We start from the raw sequence: 17,654 nt of genomic DNA, 5'->3' as shown, positions 1-17,654 counted from the left end.
CTCCGGCTCGCACCGCTCCCGCGACACCCATGCGCGGAGAGGAAGCCGGTCCGGGTCTGCGTGAGCTGCTGGAATCGCTGCTCTCGCGCCTCGATGGCCTGGCCGACCGCCCGGTGGAACTGAGCGTGACCACCAACATCGATGGCCGGAAGGTGGCCGAGGCCGTCTACAAGGATCTTCGGGAGCGGAAGATCAGAAACTACGAAACACTTTGAGAGGACCGATGAAACGCATCTTTGTCTGCAGCCCGTTCGCGGGTGACATAGCCCGAAACGTCAAGGTCGCCGAGGCGCTTTGCCGCCAGGTCATGAGAAGCGGTCACGCGCCGTTCGCGCCGCATCTGCTGTATCCGACCTTCACCGACGACAGCGTTCCCGAGCAGCGGGAGACGGGCATCGCCTGCGGCCTGGCCTACATGGAATGTTGCGACGAGGTGTGGGCGTTCACCGGCAACGGCATTTCCAGCGGCATGCGGCGGGAACTCGACCGGGCCGGACAACTGGGCAAGCCGATCCTCGAGATCGCCGAGGTGTAAGCAATGGCCTGGGATCAACAGCCCATCAAGGGATATCTGGTGGACGCCGACACGGGGGAGCGGCTCGAATTCCAGTACAACCCCAACTCCATCAGCGACGAGAAGTCGACCGACTACGCGACGATCAAGATCCCCGGCATGAGCCACCCGCGCTACCAGTACGTCGCCGGGGAACCGCGCCGGATCGCCTTCAAGGTCGAGCTGTTCAAGGGGCCGGTCAAACAGAAGGTCGACTGGCTCCGCTCGCTGCAATATCCGGAACACGCCGGAACCATGCTCAAGAACGCGCCGCACCGTGTGCTGCTCATCTTCGGCGATCTCTACCCGGGCGTGACCTGCATCGTCCGGCAGGTGAAGGCGCGGTTCTTCGGCCTGTTCGACCGGGACAACCTGCTGCCGCAACGGGCCGAGGTGGACATCGTCCTCGAGGAATATGTGGACCGTTCCATCAACTGGTCGGAGGTACGTTCATGATCGGCCGCGATTCCCGATACGCCCGCTGCGTTCTCTACCGGGACAGTGACGGTACCTCCCTCGGCATGCGCCAGCGCATCGACACTACTCCGAGATATGACGACCGCCTGCACACCGTAGTCGAGGGCGACCGTCTGGATCTGCTCGCGCACCGCTATCTGGGTAACGCCCGGCTCTGGTGGATCATCTGCGACTACAACGACCTCTTTTTCCCGTTGGCGCTCGAGCCCGGCCTGGCCCTGCGCATTCCCTCTCGCGAACACGTCCAAATGCGCCTGCTCGACTGAAGCGTCCGACACCTCGCCATGCCTTCCGGTAAGTAAGCAGGGAACTGCGAACCGCCGGAGAGACGCATGGATCTGGATACCTTCAAGCCGACATTTCTGATTCAGATCGAGGGGCAAGACCTCTCGAAGGACATCACCCAGGAGATCACCTCGTTCGTCTTCACCGACAACGAGGAGGAGCTGGATGTTCTCGAACTGTCGGTGACCGACCGCAACCTGCAGTTCGTCGACGATCCGCTGTTCCAGGAAGGCAACGAGATCGTGGCCCGCTTCGGCTACGTGGGGAACCTCTCTCCGCGCAAGAAGGCGGTCATCAAGGACATCGATTACGACTTCCCGGAAAACGGCGATCCGACCATCCGCATCAAGGCCTACGACAAGGGCTTCAAACTGGCGGGCAAGGAGAACCAGAAAGTCTGGCAGAAACCCGCTCCCGGCATCCTCTATTCGGAAATCGCCGAACAAGTCGCCGCCGCCAACGGCCTCACCCCGGTGGTCACGGCCACCAAGGGAACCCATCTCCGCGTCACCCAGAGCAACATCTCGGACGCCCAGTTCCTCAAGGAGCTGGCGGAAAAGGCCCGCGACCGCGATGGCGACGGCGTGAGCGGCTATGTCTTCTACATCCAGGACGACGAACTCCATTTCCATCCCCGCGAGCTCGACCAGACGCCGCTTCTGACCCTCGAATATTTCACCGACACCAAGGGCCTGCTGCGCTCGTTCCGCCCCAGCACACAATCCCAGGGAGCCAAGGGCGCGGGTGTCGAGACCAAGACGGTCGGCGTCGACCCGCGCAAGAAGGACGTGGTCGAGCACAAGGCCAACAACGCCACCACGCCCGAGCGGACGGCCCTGGGCAAGCAGACCTATCTGGTCGACGGCAACACCGGCGAAGGCAGCTTCAAGGAACAGGAGACGGGGCAGATCGTGCCCAGCTTCGACCGTTCCGAAGGCTTTCACGAAGAGCCGCGCCAGGAGCCCGCCCAGGACAGCGCCGAAGGCAAATTCCGCGAGGCCGAGCTGCGGCAGGTCGAGGCGGATGCGGCCACCATCGGCATTCCCCAGCTACGCGCCAAGAAGAACGTCGAGATCAAGGGCGTGGGACGGAAGTTTTCCGGCATCTACTACTGCCACTCGGTGCGCCACAGCATCAGCGGCGCTGGCTATCTCTGCGAACTCAAACTCAAGAAGAACGCCCTCGGCAAGGGCGCGGGCGACAAGTCCGCCGAGTCCCAGGGCAAACCCAACGACAAGGAGGCCCCGCCCACACCGCAAAACGAGCCGCCAGCCATGGTGACCATCGACGCGGATTCCGGCGCGGTCACACAAGGAGGCGGCAATGGGTGATCTCAGCAAGAATTTCAACCGTTCGGAATTCGCCTGCAAAGGCACGAACTGCTGCGGCCATTCGGCTGCGGTCCATCCCGACCTGGTCGACGCCCTGCAGACGCTGCGCGACCGCATCGGCAAACCGCTGTCCATCACCAGCGGCTTTCGCTGCAACCGGCACAACAAGGCGGTGGGCGGCGCGGAGCAGAGTTTCCACACGCTGGGCATGGCGGCCGACGTGAGCTGTCCCGCAGGCGTTTCGCCCGAGGAACTGGCGGTCATCGCCGAGGAGATTCCTCTCTTCCGCGAGGGCGGCATCGGCGTCTACGCCTCCTGGGTCCATCTCGACGTGCGCCAGTCGGGCAAGGCGAGGTGGCGGTCATGAGCGCCGAAACCAAGACCCTGTTTTCGGGCACCGCGCTGGGACTGTCCGGGCCTCTTCGGGTGGAGATCCTGCCCAATGGAATGACCGCGAGGCTGACCCAGCCGTTCCGTGTCCGCACCGGCGCTGGCCGCATCATCGAAGTGCCCGCCGGGTTCGAGACCGACTTCGCCTCGGTGCCGCGCCTGTTCTGGCGCGTGGTGCCGCCCTGGGGACGATATTCCCCGGCGGCCGTCGTTCACGACTACCTCTACCACACCGGCAAGGTCTCGCGGCTTGCGGCCGACCGCGTCTTTCTCGAACTGATGGCGGCCCTGGGCGTGCCTCTGTGGAAACGGCAGGTCATGTATTGGGCGGTTCGCCTGGGCGGCTGGCTGGCCTGGAACGCCAGTCGAAAGCGGGAGACGGAGCATGCTTGAAACCCGCGACCGTCAATCCGAGGAGCGCTACCGCAACCGCTGGTACGGCAAGTACCGGGCCTTCGTGCGCGACAACAACGACCCCGAACGCCTCGGCCGGGTCCGCCTGGAAATCCCCGCCGTGCTCGGCAGCGGGCGTGAGAACTGGTCCGAATGGGCCGCGCCCTGTTTTCCCTACGGCGGCAACGACGACACCGGCATGTTCCTGGTCCCCGAGGAAGGAGCCTCGGTCTGGGCCGAGTTCGAGGGCGGCGTCGTCCAGTATCCGATCTGGACCGGGGTCTGGCTGGCCAAGAGCAATCCCGGTGAACAGCCCGAGGAATCCAAGCGCACCTGCGCGAATGCCTTCTGCCATGACTGCGAGGACAAGGTCGAGCATCAGGCCAACCGGCACGACGATCTCGAACACAAGAAGTACCACGGCCATCCGCCGTATTACTGCCCGCGCCTGAAGGTCCTGCTCAAGACCGAAACCGGCCACACCATCCTGGCCGATGACCGCGACGGCGACGAGCTGCTGCGCATCATCGACCGCGCCGGACAGATCCTCACCATGGAAGGGAAGGTGAAGCCCGAGATGCAGAGCGGCAACGCCCTGCGCCGGGGCACGAAGGACGCCGAGAAAGGCGACCAGCTCGACATCGCCTCGCAGATCGTCGGCTCCCGCGCCCGCATCCAGCTCACCGACCTCTGCCGCCAGCAGGTGATCCTCGAAGCCTGGCAGGACAAGGAGAAGGTCCACATCCTCTCCTGCGACAAGGGCCGCTCCCGCTGGCAGAAGATCCTCATCGACACCACCAAGGGCCGGGAGAAGGTTCACATCTGGGGACTCAACGGCACTCAGGAAATCCTCGTCGATTCCACCGCCGCCGCCGAACAGATCCGGCTCACCGACAAGGCCGGTCAGGTGGTGCGCATGAACGCCGCGCCCGGCCAGGAGAGCATCAGCGCCACCGACAAGTCCGGCAGCCTCGTGTTCATGGATGGGGTGGCCGGAAACATCATCATTCGCTCGACGAACACCGTCTTGATCAACACCTGAAGGAATCATTGCATGGGAGAAAGAACAACAACGCCCTCCGGACTCTCGGCCAGCGAGGAATTGCTGGCCCGGACCTTCGAGCATTGGCGGGAGGAATTCCGCAGCATCCTCGAAAACCACCGCCGGGAAATCCAGGACCGCCTCGAGAAGATCGAGCGTGAAATCGAGAAGAAATCGGACAAGGAAAACGTCGAGGTGCTGGTCCGCTCGATCTATTCCGATCTGCACCGGCACGCCGAGGAGATCGACCGGCTGCACGCCCGGGTCGGCTCCAAGATGGGGACCGAGACCATGTGGAAGATCGTCGGCCTGGTATTGACCATCGGCAGCACCATCGGCGGACTCGTCGGCTTTCTGATCCATCTGCTGCTGAAGGTGAACCCATGAGCTCCCAGGCGCGACTCGGCGACATCAGCAGTCACGGCGGCGTCATCATTACCGGGGCGAGCCGGACGCTGGACAACGGCATGGCGGTGGCCCGCATGGGGGATCTGCACGTCTGTCCCATCCCGGGGCATGGCGTGACGCCCATCGTGACCGGCAGCTTCGACACCATCACCGAAGGATTGCCCAACGCCCGCATCGGCGACATCACCGCCTGCGGAGCCATCATCGTCACCGGCAGTCCCGACACCATCGACAACTGAGGGGGACGCGATGAACAATCTCGAACAGCCGCAGGAACCGCACTACTGGGATGTCTTCCCGAAACTGATCCGGGTCTCGCGATCCCCATTCGTCCAGCGCATTCCGCTCTCGATCCGTGGTCTACCCGAAGCGCCGGTGTTCGAATCGTCCAATCCCGACGTGGCCAGTGTCGATGAGGACGGCAATGTCGAGTGCGGCTTCGTTCCCGGGGCGGCCATGATCCTGGTCTGGGATTCGCCCGAGCGGCTCAGCCTGCGTCACGTCCAGGTCGAGGTCTATGGCGGCGGCGTCTCCGCACCGGTGGAGGTTCCTTCATGACGGATACCGCGCCAGACTATAGCCACTGGGAGGTTCAGCCTCGCTCCATCCGGCTCTCCGCTGGCGAGTTCGAGCAACGGGTTCCGCTCTCCCTGCGCGGCGACGTGGACGCCCCGGTCTTTGCCTCCAGCAACCCGGAGGTCGCGGAGATCGGGCCGGACGGTGTCGTTCGCTGCGGCTGGACCATCGGCAATGCCGTGCTCATGGTCTGGCGATCCTCGGTCCGGGACAGCCTCCGCCATGTTCTGGTGGAGGTCCGCGATCCGTCCTGGTTCGCCGACCACCCGGACTTTGCCAGCGGAGCATCGGTCTTCCTCAGCGGCACGGTAGTCAACGCCCTCAACACCAGCGGCGTCGGCAACGCGCTGATCGAATTCCGCCGCTCGGAAACCGGCCCGGCGGCGTTCCAGACCTTCGCCAACGCCTATGGCGGATTCGAGCTGTCCGTACCCGAGGGATTCTATTACGTGGAGGTCACCGCGCCGGGATACATCGCCTGGCATGGCTGGGTGAACGCCGACCCCAACACCTCCGGCGACATTCAGATCGTTCTCTCGCCCGAACTCGACGGCCAGGTCGCCCGCATCGTGTTGCAGTGGGGCCTCAACCCCCGGGATCTCGATTCCCATCTCACCGGACCGACGCCATCGGGCGGTCGATTCCATGTGTTCTATTCCCACACCATCGAAAACGAGGCGGCGGAATTGGACGTGGACGACACCAGTTCCTACGGGCCGGAGACCATCACCATCCATCGGCTCATCCCCGGCGTCTACCGCTACGCGGTCCACGACTACACCAACCGCAACGCCAATCCGAGCACCGGCCTGGCGCAGTCCGGAGCCACGGTGAAAGTGTTCCTGAGCGATGGCCGTGAGCAGACCTTCACCGTTCCCAACGCCCCGGGCACGGTCTGGACCGTGTTCGAAATCGACGGCGCGACCGGAACAGTGACGCCGGTCAACGCCATGAGCTATCAATCCCAACCCGCCAATGTCGGCATGTAATGGAGGTTGTCCATGATTTCCGAAGAACCCGCCGACTTGCAGGCCACCATCGAACAAACCGATTCCGGCGAACAGCAGTATGTGCTGCGGGCGCTCTGCGATCACCTGTCCGGCATCCGTGAGGAGCTTTCCGGCATCCGCACGTTGCTGGAGGCCGGTCACGCCGCCTCGGAGGCGATGCGTGGCCAGGCCCAGGCCTATCTGGAGGCCCAGCAGGCCAGGACCCAGGAGTACCTGGACCAGGTACAGATCGAGCCGGAGCCCGATTTCTATCCCTTCGTCGAACTGCCTGCGGGCACCGAACCCCGGGATCTGCCGGATGGCAACCGGCTCTTCACCTTGCCCGACGGCATGATCCTGCGAACCACGGACGACCAGCGAATCTGCGTTATCGACGGCGGGGAACAGCAGGTCATCACCCCCGGACCCGGCACGGCCGTCGAGGTCGCCCCGGGACGCCTTTACACCCTGGTCGAGTCCTATCTGCGTTCGACCCAGGAGGCAGCCGGTATCAGCGGACTGCCTGCCGGGATCGAGCCGACCGCCATGGGCGCGGAACGCTTCGCGGTGGTTCTGCCCGAGGGCATCCGCCTCGACGTCGATCACCGGGAGCGGTTCATCACCCTGATCAACCCGGCCGGACCTATCGACATCATCGGCATCGGCCGCATCGAGGGCATCGGCGAAACCATCGCTGTCCGTCTGCTCTCCGGCGGAGCCAAGGGATTCCAGTGCGGCCAGTCCGGCCACGGCGGGCTGATCGAGGCGGACGGAACCATCCACCTGGGACTCAAGAGCGGACTGGATCTGGTGGTTCGGTTCCAGGGAGAACCCATCGACGACGACACTCCGGAAAATGGCTGCTCGGGACAGTGCGGCATCGACTGCGAGGAGCGTACCTGATGAGCTACGACTTTCTCGGCAAGGGGCTGCGTTACCCGTTCCGGTTTCAGTCGGTATCCGGCGGCACCCAGGTATCGACCGCCACCTCGCGGGAGCACGAGCATATCCGCGAAAGCATCCTGCAGATCCTCGGCACCCGGATCGGCGAACGGTTCATGAATCCGGAGTTCGGCTCCAGGCTGAAGGATCTGGTGTTCGAACAGAACGACGAGGTGCTCAAGGGCCTGCTGCGCCATTACGTGATCGACGCCATCAAGCGCTGGGAAAAGCGGGTGATCATCACGGAGGTGCGCTTCGACGACCGGCCGCTGAACATCGACGGCAACCTGCTGCTGGTGCATATCGCCTACCGGGTGATCCAGAGCCAGGTGGACGGCAACCTGGTCTATCCCTTCTACAGAGAAGACCCGAACAATCCCGCGCCCAGCTATCCCCAGCCGGAACCCGAGCCGGAACCGCCGCCGGTGCGCAGCGTGCGCCTGTCGCCGGACGTGCGCTCACTGTTCAATCTGCTCTGGTTCGACGCGGCCGAGATGAGCCCCGATCCGGACGATTCCTTCATCTGGCCAGCCGGGGAATACGAGGTCGCCTACATCGAGGGAGCCTTTCAGGACCGCAACGGCAAGTGGATCGTCAGCGATCCGGGTGACAATCACGGCCATTACCTGGTCTTCGAGGGAGCGCCCGAAACGGAAGCGCCCCAGGCCGAGCACGCCCTCTATCTGGCCGCGAGCGGTCTGGGCTTCGACACCCAGAGCCAGGCGGAAGACAACGCCGCTGGCACCGTTCACCGGATCACCACGTTGGAGCCGGGCCGCATCGGTCTGTTCTATTTCGAGGGCAAGAAGGAATCCCACTACCTCAACAACACCTCCGGGCAGCCCAATCCCGTCTGGCAACTGCGCGGCCCGCTCTGAGGCATCCCGCCTCCGACACATCCAGGCCCCTTCCGGTAAGTAACCGGCGTGGCGAGAGCATCAGGCGCTCTCGCATAACCGCCGAAAACCGGAGAGACCATGGGCCGCGCAAGCATCGGATACATCAACAAGGATTACGAATCGATCCGCCAGGAGCTGCTGGCGAAGATCCCGCAGCTCACCGACCGCTGGACCGATTTCAACCACTCCGATCTCGGCGTCGTCCTGCTCGATCTGTTCTGCGGCGTGGGCGACATGCTGGCCTACTACCTGGACGCCCAGGCGGCGGAGGCCTTTCTGCCCACGGCCCGCCAGCGCCAGAACGTCATCAACCTCTGCAAGCTCATCGGCTACCGGCTGGACTCGCCGGTGGCCTCCACCACCACGCTGCGTTTCCGGCTCTCCGCCCCGCTCGGCAAGGACCTGACCATTCCGGCGGGGACGGCCTGCCGCGCCTTGCTGAATGACGGCGAGGCGGATTTCGAGACGGTCGAGGACGGCCTGATCCCGCGAGGCGTGCTCTCGGTGGACATCCCGGCCCGTCAAGGCGTGCGCCGCACCGAGACCTTCACGTCGACGGGCCTGCCATTCCAGCGCTTCCGCCTGACCGGCGACGTCATCGCCCAGGGCACCATCACCGTTACGGTGGGGGACGACGCCTGGAGCGAGGTCGATCATTTTCAGGACAGCCTGGCCGACAGCCGTCATTTCATGGCCGACCTGGACGCCCTCGACATCTCCACCCTGATTTTCGGCGACGGGCAAAGCGGCGCTGTACCCGCTCAGGGAAGCGCCATCACCGTCAGCTATCTGCAGACCATCGGAGACCAGGGCAATCTCGGTCCGAACCGGATCACCCAACTGCTGAGCCCGGTCTACCTCGACGGCGGCCAGGTTCCCCTGACCGTCACCAACCCGGTGCCCGCCACCGGCGGCGCTTCGCGGGAAGCCCTCGAACACGCCCGCCGACAGGCACCGGCGGAGCTGCGCAGTCTCTGGAAGGCCGTCACCCTGGAGGATTACCAGGCCCTCGCCGAGGGCTACCCCGGCGTCGCCAAGGCCAAGGTGCTCGACACCAATGCCTGCCAGAACATCCGCTATTACAACGTCCAACTGGCCATCGCCCCCAACGGCGGCGGCATGCCCTCGGCGCTGCTCAAGCGGGACCTCGCGGAGTTTCTCGAACGCCGCAAGGTCATCACGGTCGAGATCAACCTGTTCGACCCGATCTACCGGCCCGTTTCCATCGACGCCGAGGTCTACATCTGGCCCGGTGAACCGCTGGAAAACGTGCGCAGCCGCATCGAAGCCGCGCTCTCCGATTTCTTTTCCTTCGACCGGGTCTCCTTCGGCCAGACCATTCACTTCTCCGACCTGGTGGCCCTGATCGACGGCGTGCGCGGGGTCAGCCACATGCACCTCTACGCGCCGCAGCAGGACATCGAGCTGCGCCACGGCGAAATCCCGGTTCTCGGCAGCGTCAACCTCGATCTGCGGAGGGCCGGTTGATGTCGGATTGGTTCAAGGACAATCTGCTCGGCCTGCTGCCGCCGCTTTACGAGCACAACGACGAGGCCGGTGACCTGCGCACCTTTCTGAGCCTTCCCGCCGGAACGCTCGACGAGCTCAAGCAGGCCATCGACGACTTCCCGACCATCTTCGACGTCGATCATTGCGACGAACGCTTCTTGCCGCTGCTGGCGAGACTGGTCGGCCTCGAAGTGGACGGCACCTGTTCGCCGGACTGCCAGCGCCGCCGCGTGCGGGAGGCGGTCGAAATCTATCGCCGCAAGGGCACTATCCCGGCCATCGAACGCGACTTTGACGCGCTCGGTTGGCAGGGGGAACTGCAGGAGACCTTCCGCTCGGCTCTGCGTCTCAATGCCCGCTCCAGACTCAGCAAAGCCAAGCTGCCCGGGCTGGTGTTCAGCCTCGGCGTGTTTCGCGTGCTGTGCCTCAACCAGACCGAAGGGCTGCGCGACGCCCTGGTGTTTCACCACCCGGCGGGCACCCGCTGTTTCTGGCTCCAGTTTCTCCTCGAATGGATCGAAGGCGGCGCGATGCTCGACTTCGGGCATGCCAACGCCGTGCGCCGGATCGTGCTGGCGTTTCTCGACGAGACCTTCGTCCTTGGCCGCTCCTCGCTCGGTTCCTGCCGTCACCTGACCAACAAGCAGAGGGTCTGGGAGCTGCTGCAGCTCACCAGCACCACGGAGATGCTCCCGGAAATCGACCGGGCCGCCGTGAAGGTCTCCCGTTTTCACGGCCGCCAGAACCGGATGCGCCTGAACCACAAGGCCCTCAACGACTGGCGGCTGCCGTACACCCGCGTCGGCGAGGACCGGGTTTCCTTCTGCACGCCCATCTACACCGGCCGCGATTTCGAAGGGGATGTGCTGGAAAGCGGCTTCGGGCTGGGCGAGAGCCATCTCAACCGCAAGCCGCTGACCCATGGCGAGACCGCGCTGCGCTACTGCTTCCGGCAGAAGGATTTCTTCTTCGACACGCAGGCGGAACCGGTCGAACGGGCGGAAGCCAAGTACGACCTGCGCCTGCCCCTGGAATCCCGGCACCGCCTCTGCTTCCAGCTTGGCCGCGCCAGGCTCAACGAAGGTCTCGATCTCACCGCCAACCAGGGCGGCATCAGCAATCTGCTGCTCGCCTCCACCGCTGGCTGCGACGCGGACGTCACCCTGGCCGTCGACCGGATCGACCGATGGCGGCGGAGAGGGCCTGTGTTCCGGCTCAACGCGAACACCCTGAACACCCGGTATCTGAGCAATGCGAATCTGACCGGCGAACGGGCTTCGCTTGAAGTCTACGTGGACACGGGCTCTCTCCAGCGCCATCGGGTCGAGACCATGAAGCTGGGCGCGAGCCCGCTCAACACCACCGGCCTGCGCCTCTCCGTGGATCGGACCCGCCCCCTGCGCGTCAGCCGCATGCGCCTCAACCAGGCCGGATTCCGCTGGTCGCGGCCGTCCTACCGTTGGCTGTTCCGTCAGCAGGATCTGCACGCGCCGACGCAGGCCGGGTTCGAGGCCGCCACCAACAACTATCGCGCCACCCAGTGGCCCACCTGAAGGAGAACCCATGGCGATTCACCTCTATCTTGACGAAGCGCTGACCCAGCAGATTTCCGAGGGGGATTTCAGCCGCCCCGAGGCCGAGAGCTACAACGGCACCGACGGCGACATCAAGGATCGGCAACTCTACGTCGCCAACGAGCAGACGAGCCTCGCCTCCGCCATCGATGCTGCGCAGACATCCATCGCCCTGGCCGAACCGCGCTTTGCCGACGGCGAACTCATCATCATCGACGGCGAGCAGATGCTCGTCGAAAGCGGCGGCGGCACCGCCAATCTCACCGTGCAGCGGGGCGTGGCCAACACCGCTCCGGCCGCGCACGACGCCGGGACGACCGTCTATTCCGGCTACGACTACACCGGGCTGGTGCTCGATCCCATCGACGAAACCGGCACCGACGAATCGGTCTGGTACCGCCTGGCCCTGACCCAGGCCGGACTCGACACCGCCACCCAGGGCGCACCGCTCAATCTCGGCGACAAGGCCTTCCAGCAGACGCTGTCTTTCTGGCGGCGCTGCACCGTGCTCCCGGGCACGCCGGTGCAAAACAAACTCGACATCAAGCTGCGCCTGACCGGCACGGAAAACCCGATTCTCTAAGGAGGCCGCCATGGCATACCACAGCATTCAAGGACTCGCCCACGGTCGGCTCGACCTGCTCAATCAACTGCGGACCTTTCTGGTGACCACCACCGGCTGGACCCTGCACGACGACCAGTCGGCCGACCCGCAGCCGTATTTCGTCTTCAAGTCGCACGGGGAATCCGGGGCCGAGGACGTCTATCTGCAGTTCCGTATCAGCACCACCTCCGGGCGGATTCACGTCGCGGCATTCCAGTATTGGGACGCGGCCACCCACACCGGCGTCAACGAGGCTTCGCACACCAGTTACACCTACCTGCGGGTGGAGGACAGCGCCGACTTCATCTTCTGGCTGTTCGCCGACCTGGACCACGTCTTCGTGGTGACCAAGCTCGTCTCCACCTACTACGGCCATTACAGCGGATTGCTGAAACGGTTCTGGTCCGGGGCCGTCGCGCTCACGCAGGCGGCGGTCACCGCCGGAAGCGGCGTGGTGCTTCAGGTCAACGACGCCACCGTGGTCACGCCCGGACAGGACTATGTGATCAAGGACGACGCGGGCATCGAACGCGTGCGGGTGAGCGCCATCGACACCGCCGTCACGCCGAACACCATCACCGTCGAAACCCTCGTTCGGGATTACGCCTCGGGGGCCAAGATCGGCGAGGACCCGCAGCCGGTCATCAACAGCTACTACAACGCGCCGGGCACCTTCTACGCCGTGAACAAGTTCGACGGCTGGACCTCCGCCTCCGGCCAGCAGGGCCGCTGCGGCGCGGCCAACGGCGGTCTCCAGGGCGAAACCGATCCGGAGATGCGCTACGGCACCACCATCCTCTTTCCCTGGCTCGCCTCGATGTCCGGTTCCGCTGCCTACCAGGAACTGCGCGGCGAACTCATCGAGATCTTCTCCGTGGGCGGCGGCAACGTCGCCTCGGAAGACACCATTCAAATCGGAACGGACAGCTACCGCGTGTTCAACCTGACCACCGGCGGCTGGTGCGCGGTGAAGGAATAACGTCATGGCAACGCATAGCGGAAAGCTCAAACCCATCACCACGATCACCGGCCAGCGTCGTCCGGAAACGCTTGTGTCCATGAACCGTGGCCAGGCGCTCAAGCTCAGCGGGAGGATTCTCCGTGGCCGTGCATAAGGGACAACTGGCATCCATCACCACCCGCAGAGGCACACGGCTGCCGGAACTGCTCGCCATTGGAGCGGCTCAACCCGGAGCGCTTTTCGAGCTGTTTTCCGGGGCACCGGCCAGGCGCACGGTGATGGTCCGGGCCGACAGCGCAATGCGGGTCGCCCATCGGCTCGAACGTCGATCCGACCTCGCGCTTCGCGTGAACAACCGCCTGAACCGGAGCTCCGACCTGTGGCTCGTCGTCCATGGCCGTCTGGGCGTCGATGCCGACGCGGCGGTGCGGGTGACGCGCCCCTGGCTGCGGAGCATCGACACCAGCGTCCGGACGTCCGGCGCACACATCAGCCGATCCGACACCGTTCAGCGCATCGCGATCCCGGCCGGGCTGCTGGCCGACACGCGCCAGATCCTGTTCGCGGTGCTCATCGATCAAGACCACGAAATTCAGACCTAAAGGAGAACAGCAATGGCACTGGGACTCATCGTCAAAACCGGCCGGATACTGACGGCCAAACTCCTCCTCGGCCAGGCCGTGGACGGCATCACCCACTGCGCCATCGGCGACGGGGATGCCAGCTTCACCGACCCGCAGAATCCGCCCGCGCCGGACATCGGCCAGACCGGGCTCAGAAACGAACGCGCCCGCAAGCGCTACTACAAGCGGACCTTCCTCAAGGAGGACGCCGAAGGGGCGCTGCTGGTCAACGGCGTGCGCTACCTCGAAACCGGCGAGGAGACCAACACCATCGGCGTCTTCTTCCGCTTCGACGAGGCCGAGGCCAACGGCATCACCATCCGCGAATACGGCTTCTTCGGCGGCGACGTGCAGTACGTGCAAAGCGTCACCGGGGATCTCGCCATGGGCGGCGTGTTCCATCAGGACACCAACCCGACCGGCGAGGTGCTGCGTCCGGGCTACCTGTACGAGGTGAAGAACATTCCCGACTTCAACAAGATTTCCGACACCCGCGTGGAGCTGGTCGGGATCATCAAGATCTAACTGGAGGATTCAAACATGAGCATCTCACGCGAGACATTCGACCCGACCAAGAACTACAAGCGCATCCGCTACCATCAGGATCGCGACCTGCTGGATTCCGAACTCAACGAGCAGCAGGACATCATCAACCTGGAGCGGCGCAAGATCGCCGACATCCTGTTCAAGGAAGGCTCCATCATCATGGGCCTCGAGGTCAGCGCGGCCGCCAACGTCCTGACCCTGGCCCCGGGCGTGGTCTACATCGACGGCCATCTGGAACAGGTGAGCGGCGCGACCCTGACCTATGATCCGGCCACCACCAGCGGAGCCGATTACGTTTATGTGGAGCTGCTGAAATACAACTACGGCTACACCCAGGACCCGGCCCTGATCAATCCGGCCACCGGCGAGCCTACCGCCGAGCGGGAAAAATGGGTTCTCTCTCTCAAGGCGACGGATACCAGCGGCCAGACGCTGCCCAACAACGTGGCCGAGCGCCGGGTGATCCCGATCTACAAGTTCGACCGCGAGAGCGGAGACGTCACGCCCACGGTGCAGGAGAAGTCCAACCTCTACCTGCGGGATCTGCTGGGCACGCTGCCGGGCAGCCGGATCACCGTCTCCTCGATCACCGAGGACCAGCTCTCATTCGCCGCCGCCGAGGGGCTCAATTCCCTGATTCAGAATCTCGCCGAGCGCACCTTCGACCAGGCCGGAAGCTATCTGGTGCGGGGCTTCGACACCTTCATCGGCGGCGTCGACGACGACAGCGTGGAGGCGATCACCAACGCCGGACGCGCCTACATCCAGGGCTTCCGGCATCAGCGCGATCTGCCCACCTCGACCCTGGTGCCCAAATCCATCGCCACCAAGTCGGTGCGCGGCGAGCAGAAGACCTTCGACATCAACAAGCGCCGCTATCCGGTCAACTCCACGCCGCTCAAGGAGACGACCCAGGTGGAGGCCATCGTCGAGATCACCCGCAACGTCACTCGCGGCTCGGTGGGCGGCGGCGAAGACCTGCTCGACCCCAATCCCGTCGTGGACATCCTCGAGGTCAGCCAGGGGGCGACCATCTTCCAGGAGGGCGTGGACTGGCAGCAGTCGGGCAACCATGTCGACTGGCTCGGCTCCGGCAACGAACCGGCCATCGGCACCACCTACACGGTGCGCTGGACCTACACCAAGCAGATGGTCAAGGGCACCGACTACGTGGACAGCGGCTGGTTCGGACAGGCCAACCATCCGGCGGCCGGAAACTATTTCTATCTGGTGACCGCCTACAACGCCACCGGCGAGACGGCCTTCAACGCCGCTGCGGTCGTTGCCCGGGCCACCGCCGCCGGGGAGATGAACAAGCTCTCCTGGCTGCCGGTCAGCGGCGCGACCGGCTATCGCGTCTACCGGGCCGCCACCAACGGCGCACGCACCGACTACAAGCGCCTGATGGAACTGGGCAGCGAGGCGCTCTCCTACGTCGACGACGGCGTCGAGGAGATCGGCACCGCTTCGCCTCCGGCCACCAACACGGCCGGACTCACCATGTCGCCGGTGCAGCTCGAGCTGGGCAACCTCAACGTGATCAACTTCGGGCGCGGCAGCCTCGGCGACCAGCCGGTGAACGGCTCCAACTGCAGCCTGGACTACGACTATTACCTCGGCCGCCGCGACATCGTTTACGCCACCACCACCGAGATCAAGCGGCTGGAAGGGGCTCCGGCGGATTTCCCGAAGCTGCCCATCGTGCCGGAAAACGCCCTGGGGCTGTGCAGCATCGACTGCCCGCCCAACTCCACCGACATGGAGATCCGCAACTTCGGCCTGACCCGCATCACCATGGACCAGATCCACGACATCATTCAGGACGTCGAGGACCTGAAGTACAACGACGCCCAGTACCAGATGAACAACGAGCTGCAGAACCGGGACGCCCAGACCAAGAAAGGCATCTACTCGGACGACTTCTCGAACACCGCCCAGTCGGACATCTACCACGCCGAATGGGACGCCCGGGTCAACGAGATCGCCCGTTTCGTCGCGCCGGACCGCATTCCGCACTCCACGGTGCTCTCGGTCGATCAGGCGGGCAGCAACGCCAGCTTCTTCGGCAGCCTGGCGCTGCTGCCGGGCAACGAGACCGTGCTGGTGGAACAGAACGACTGGTCCGAGGAGCGCAACATCAACCCCTATGCCGTGTTCGACAAGCCCCCGGCCATGCTGCAGATCACGCCCAACCTCGGGCGGCGCGGCCAGACCGGCATCGCCGTCACCGGCATCAACTTCACCCCGAGCAAATCCGGCATCGTGCTGCGCTGCGACGGCCAGGTGATGGCCAGCAACCTGATCAGCGACGAGGCCGGTCGGGTCAGCGCCTCCTTCACCATTCCGACCAACGCCCGCAACGGCAACCGCATCGTGGAGATGGCCGACGGCGTCTACTCGGCCCGGGCCAGCCTGCAGATCAACGATCCGCTGGTCATCACCCGCATCGAGCGCATCATCGAGAACCGCATCATCCGCGTGCCCGTGGTGCAGGTGGTCTGGCGCACCCAGACCATCTTCGTGCCCCGCGACCCGCTGGCCCAGACCTTCAGCTTCACCCAAAACCAGGTGATCTCCAGCATCGGACTGCAGTTCACCGCCAGGGACCCGAGCATCCCGGTCACGGTGCAGATTCGCGGCGTCACCACCGGTCTGCCCAACGGCGTGGTGTTCGCCGAGAAGGTGCTGGCCCCGAACGAGATCAGCCTGAGCGGCGAGACCCGCATTCGCTTCGACGACCCGTTCTACGCCGAGGCCAACACCAGCTATTCCGTGGTGCTGCTGACCAACAGCACCAATTACAAGGTGCGCACCGCCACCCTCGGCAAGATGGGCCGCTGGGGCATCATCACCCGGCAGACCTACATGGAGGGCGTGCTGCTGGAGAGCTCCAACGCCGAGACCTGGACGCCGCTCAACGGCTCCGACCTGGCGATGAAGATCTACGGCTACAACTTTCAGTCCGAGGGCATGATCCGCTTCCAGCCGATCACCGGCGTGCAGTTCTCCGACATCAACCTCGACGAATACTCGGCCATCCCCCAGGGCACCGGCCTCGACTGGGAATACTCCACCGACGGCGGCGTGACCTGGGACGCCATGGTTCCCGCCGAGGAGGAACGGCTGCCCAACCTCGCCACCCGGGTCCAGATCCGCGTGCGCCTGAGCAGCTCGCTTTCCAACGACACCCCGGCCATCAACTTCCGCGACGTCAACCTGGTGGGCTACCTCAACAAGACCACCGGGGCCTACCTGACCCGCGAGAACGAGCTGACCCAGGGGGTGGAATCGACCAAGGCCTATGTGCAGATGCAAATCCCCAGCGGCACCACCCTGCAATGGTTCGCCAGCAACGACGGCGGCCTGACCTGGGAGGCGATGACCATCCAGGACACCCGGCCCATCGACGAGAACTGGACCGAGTACACCCTGGTGCGCACCTTCACCGACAACACCGGCAACAAGGTCCGCTACAAGGCCGAGATGACCGGCACGCCGCTGATCTACCCGCGCATCCATTCGCTGGGCGCGACCCTGAGCTAAGGAGGCACG

Annotated in this window: 22 protein-coding genes; all 22 read left to right on the top strand. The window is 64.6% G+C overall.

The features are described from left to right. The coding region (locus PLD04_05175) for a hypothetical protein (GenBank protein HXK67714.1) at window positions 1–215 on the top strand (215 nt) is incomplete at its 5' end. 8 nt (window positions 216–223) lie between these two features. Then, entirely contained in the window at window positions 224–535 is a 312-nt protein-coding gene (locus PLD04_05170) for a hypothetical protein (GenBank protein HXK67713.1), read from the top strand. Window positions 536–538: 3 nt separating this feature from the next. After that, a complete protein-coding gene (locus tag PLD04_05165) occupies window positions 539–1,009 on the top strand; it encodes a hypothetical protein (GenBank protein HXK67712.1) in 471 nt (156 codons plus the stop codon). After that, complete coding sequence (locus PLD04_05160) at window positions 1,006–1,296, top strand: hypothetical protein (GenBank protein ID HXK67711.1); 291 nt, start codon at window positions 1,006–1,008, stop codon at window positions 1,294–1,296. Before PLD04_05165 ends, PLD04_05160 begins: the two co-directional genes overlap by 4 nt. Before the next feature lie 66 nt (window positions 1,297–1,362). Further along, window positions 1,363–2,646: a phage late control D family protein gene (locus tag PLD04_05155; protein HXK67710.1), complete on the top strand. Its 1,284-nt coding sequence runs from the start codon at window positions 1,363–1,365 to the stop codon at window positions 2,644–2,646. Next, the gene (locus tag PLD04_05150) at window positions 2,639–3,013 is read left to right on the top strand and encodes a D-Ala-D-Ala carboxypeptidase family metallohydrolase (protein HXK67709.1); all 375 of its coding nucleotides are present in this window, start codon (window positions 2,639–2,641) and stop codon (window positions 3,011–3,013) included. The genes PLD04_05155 and PLD04_05150 overlap by 8 nt, the downstream gene beginning before the upstream one ends. Beyond that, a complete protein-coding gene (locus PLD04_05145; protein HXK67708.1) occupies window positions 3,010–3,429 on the top strand; it encodes a DUF1353 domain-containing protein in 420 nt (139 codons plus the stop codon). Before PLD04_05150 ends, PLD04_05145 begins: the two co-directional genes overlap by 4 nt. Then, on the top strand, window positions 3,422–4,471 hold the full coding sequence (locus tag PLD04_05140) for a phage baseplate assembly protein V (protein ID HXK67707.1): 1,050 nt from the start codon (window positions 3,422–3,424) through the stop codon (window positions 4,469–4,471). Before PLD04_05145 ends, PLD04_05140 begins: the two co-directional genes overlap by 8 nt. 12 nt (window positions 4,472–4,483) lie before the next feature. Further along, window positions 4,484–4,858 (top strand): hypothetical protein, encoded by a 375-nt coding sequence (locus PLD04_05135; protein ID HXK67706.1) that lies wholly within the window; start codon window positions 4,484–4,486, stop codon window positions 4,856–4,858. Continuing rightward, window positions 4,855–5,118, top strand: a complete 264-nt coding sequence (locus tag PLD04_05130) for a PAAR domain-containing protein (GenBank protein HXK67705.1) — start codon at window positions 4,855–4,857, stop codon at window positions 5,116–5,118. The genes PLD04_05135 and PLD04_05130 overlap by 4 nt, the downstream gene beginning before the upstream one ends. 10 nt (window positions 5,119–5,128) lie before the next feature. Further along, a complete protein-coding gene (locus PLD04_05125; GenBank protein HXK67704.1) occupies window positions 5,129–5,437 on the top strand; it encodes a hypothetical protein in 309 nt (102 codons plus the stop codon). Then, window positions 5,434–6,444, top strand: a complete 1,011-nt coding sequence (locus PLD04_05120; GenBank protein HXK67703.1) for a hypothetical protein — start codon at window positions 5,434–5,436, stop codon at window positions 6,442–6,444. The genes PLD04_05125 and PLD04_05120 overlap by 4 nt, the downstream gene beginning before the upstream one ends. A 12-nt stretch (window positions 6,445–6,456) precedes the next feature. Then, window positions 6,457–7,347 (top strand): hypothetical protein, encoded by an 891-nt coding sequence (locus tag PLD04_05115; GenBank protein HXK67702.1) that lies wholly within the window; start codon window positions 6,457–6,459, stop codon window positions 7,345–7,347. Next, window positions 7,347–8,264, top strand: a complete 918-nt coding sequence (locus PLD04_05110; protein HXK67701.1) for a GPW/gp25 family protein — start codon at window positions 7,347–7,349, stop codon at window positions 8,262–8,264. Before PLD04_05115 ends, PLD04_05110 begins: the two co-directional genes overlap by 1 nt. A 99-nt stretch (window positions 8,265–8,363) precedes the next feature. Then, the gene (locus PLD04_05105) at window positions 8,364–9,773 is read left to right on the top strand and encodes a baseplate J/gp47 family protein (GenBank protein ID HXK67700.1); all 1,410 of its coding nucleotides are present in this window, start codon (window positions 8,364–8,366) and stop codon (window positions 9,771–9,773) included. Next, entirely contained in the window at window positions 9,773–11,347 is a 1,575-nt protein-coding gene (locus tag PLD04_05100; GenBank protein ID HXK67699.1) for a phage tail protein, read from the top strand. Before PLD04_05105 ends, PLD04_05100 begins: the two co-directional genes overlap by 1 nt. A 10-nt stretch (window positions 11,348–11,357) precedes the next feature. Beyond that, window positions 11,358–11,951, top strand: coding sequence for a hypothetical protein (locus tag PLD04_05095; protein ID HXK67698.1), 594 nt, complete (start codon window positions 11,358–11,360; stop codon window positions 11,949–11,951). 10 nt (window positions 11,952–11,961) lie between these two features. Next, a complete protein-coding gene (locus PLD04_05090) occupies window positions 11,962–12,951 on the top strand; it encodes a hypothetical protein (protein HXK67697.1) in 990 nt (329 codons plus the stop codon). Window positions 12,952–12,955: 4 nt separating this feature from the next. Continuing rightward, the gene (locus PLD04_05085) at window positions 12,956–13,087 is read left to right on the top strand and encodes a hypothetical protein (GenBank protein HXK67696.1); all 132 of its coding nucleotides are present in this window, start codon (window positions 12,956–12,958) and stop codon (window positions 13,085–13,087) included. After that, a complete protein-coding gene (locus PLD04_05080; protein ID HXK67695.1) occupies window positions 13,074–13,535 on the top strand; it encodes a hypothetical protein in 462 nt (153 codons plus the stop codon). Before PLD04_05085 ends, PLD04_05080 begins: the two co-directional genes overlap by 14 nt. A gap of 12 nt (window positions 13,536–13,547) precedes the next feature. Beyond that, window positions 13,548–14,081: a hypothetical protein gene (locus PLD04_05075; protein HXK67694.1), complete on the top strand. Its 534-nt coding sequence runs from the start codon at window positions 13,548–13,550 to the stop codon at window positions 14,079–14,081. 15 nt (window positions 14,082–14,096) lie between these two features. After that, window positions 14,097–17,645, top strand: coding sequence for a DUF4815 domain-containing protein (locus PLD04_05070; protein ID HXK67693.1), 3,549 nt, complete (start codon window positions 14,097–14,099; stop codon window positions 17,643–17,645). Window positions 17,646–17,654 lie beyond the last annotated feature (9 nt).

The organism is Thermoanaerobaculia bacterium (assembly GCA_035593605.1).
Lineage (GTDB): Bacteria > Acidobacteriota > Thermoanaerobaculia > UBA2201 > DAOSWS01 > DAOSWS01.
Note: the sequence above shows the minus strand (reverse complement) of the source record. Positions and strands in the feature narration are given on the sequence as shown.

Bases quoted from the DNA above. Each gene is read 5' to 3' on its own strand.
- PLD04_05170 (HXK67713.1), top strand. From the start codon at position 224: ATGAAACGCATCTTTGTCTGCAGCCCGTTCGCGGGTGACATAGCCCGA.
- PLD04_05165 (HXK67712.1), top strand. From the start codon at position 539: ATGGCCTGGGATCAACAGCCCATCAAGGGATATCTGGTGGACGCCGAC.
- PLD04_05160 (HXK67711.1), top strand. From the start codon at position 1,006: ATGATCGGCCGCGATTCCCGATACGCCCGCTGCGTTCTCTACCGGGAC.
- PLD04_05155 (HXK67710.1), top strand. From the start codon at position 1,363: ATGGATCTGGATACCTTCAAGCCGACATTTCTGATTCAGATCGAGGGG.
- PLD04_05150 (HXK67709.1), top strand. From the start codon at position 2,639: ATGGGTGATCTCAGCAAGAATTTCAACCGTTCGGAATTCGCCTGCAAA.
- PLD04_05145 (HXK67708.1), top strand. From the start codon at position 3,010: ATGAGCGCCGAAACCAAGACCCTGTTTTCGGGCACCGCGCTGGGACTG.
- PLD04_05140 (HXK67707.1), top strand. From the start codon at position 3,422: ATGCTTGAAACCCGCGACCGTCAATCCGAGGAGCGCTACCGCAACCGC.
- PLD04_05135 (HXK67706.1), top strand. From the start codon at position 4,484: ATGGGAGAAAGAACAACAACGCCCTCCGGACTCTCGGCCAGCGAGGAA.
- PLD04_05130 (HXK67705.1), top strand. From the start codon at position 4,855: ATGAGCTCCCAGGCGCGACTCGGCGACATCAGCAGTCACGGCGGCGTC.
- PLD04_05125 (HXK67704.1), top strand. From the start codon at position 5,129: ATGAACAATCTCGAACAGCCGCAGGAACCGCACTACTGGGATGTCTTC.
- PLD04_05120 (HXK67703.1), top strand. From the start codon at position 5,434: ATGACGGATACCGCGCCAGACTATAGCCACTGGGAGGTTCAGCCTCGC.
- PLD04_05115 (HXK67702.1), top strand. From the start codon at position 6,457: ATGATTTCCGAAGAACCCGCCGACTTGCAGGCCACCATCGAACAAACC.
- PLD04_05110 (HXK67701.1), top strand. From the start codon at position 7,347: ATGAGCTACGACTTTCTCGGCAAGGGGCTGCGTTACCCGTTCCGGTTT.
- PLD04_05105 (HXK67700.1), top strand. From the start codon at position 8,364: ATGGGCCGCGCAAGCATCGGATACATCAACAAGGATTACGAATCGATC.
- PLD04_05100 (HXK67699.1), top strand. From the start codon at position 9,773: ATGTCGGATTGGTTCAAGGACAATCTGCTCGGCCTGCTGCCGCCGCTT.
- PLD04_05095 (HXK67698.1), top strand. From the start codon at position 11,358: ATGGCGATTCACCTCTATCTTGACGAAGCGCTGACCCAGCAGATTTCC.
- PLD04_05090 (HXK67697.1), top strand. From the start codon at position 11,962: ATGGCATACCACAGCATTCAAGGACTCGCCCACGGTCGGCTCGACCTG.
- PLD04_05085 (HXK67696.1), top strand. From the start codon at position 12,956: ATGGCAACGCATAGCGGAAAGCTCAAACCCATCACCACGATCACCGGC.
- PLD04_05075 (HXK67694.1), top strand. From the start codon at position 13,548: ATGGCACTGGGACTCATCGTCAAAACCGGCCGGATACTGACGGCCAAA.
- PLD04_05070 (HXK67693.1), top strand. From the start codon at position 14,097: ATGAGCATCTCACGCGAGACATTCGACCCGACCAAGAACTACAAGCGC.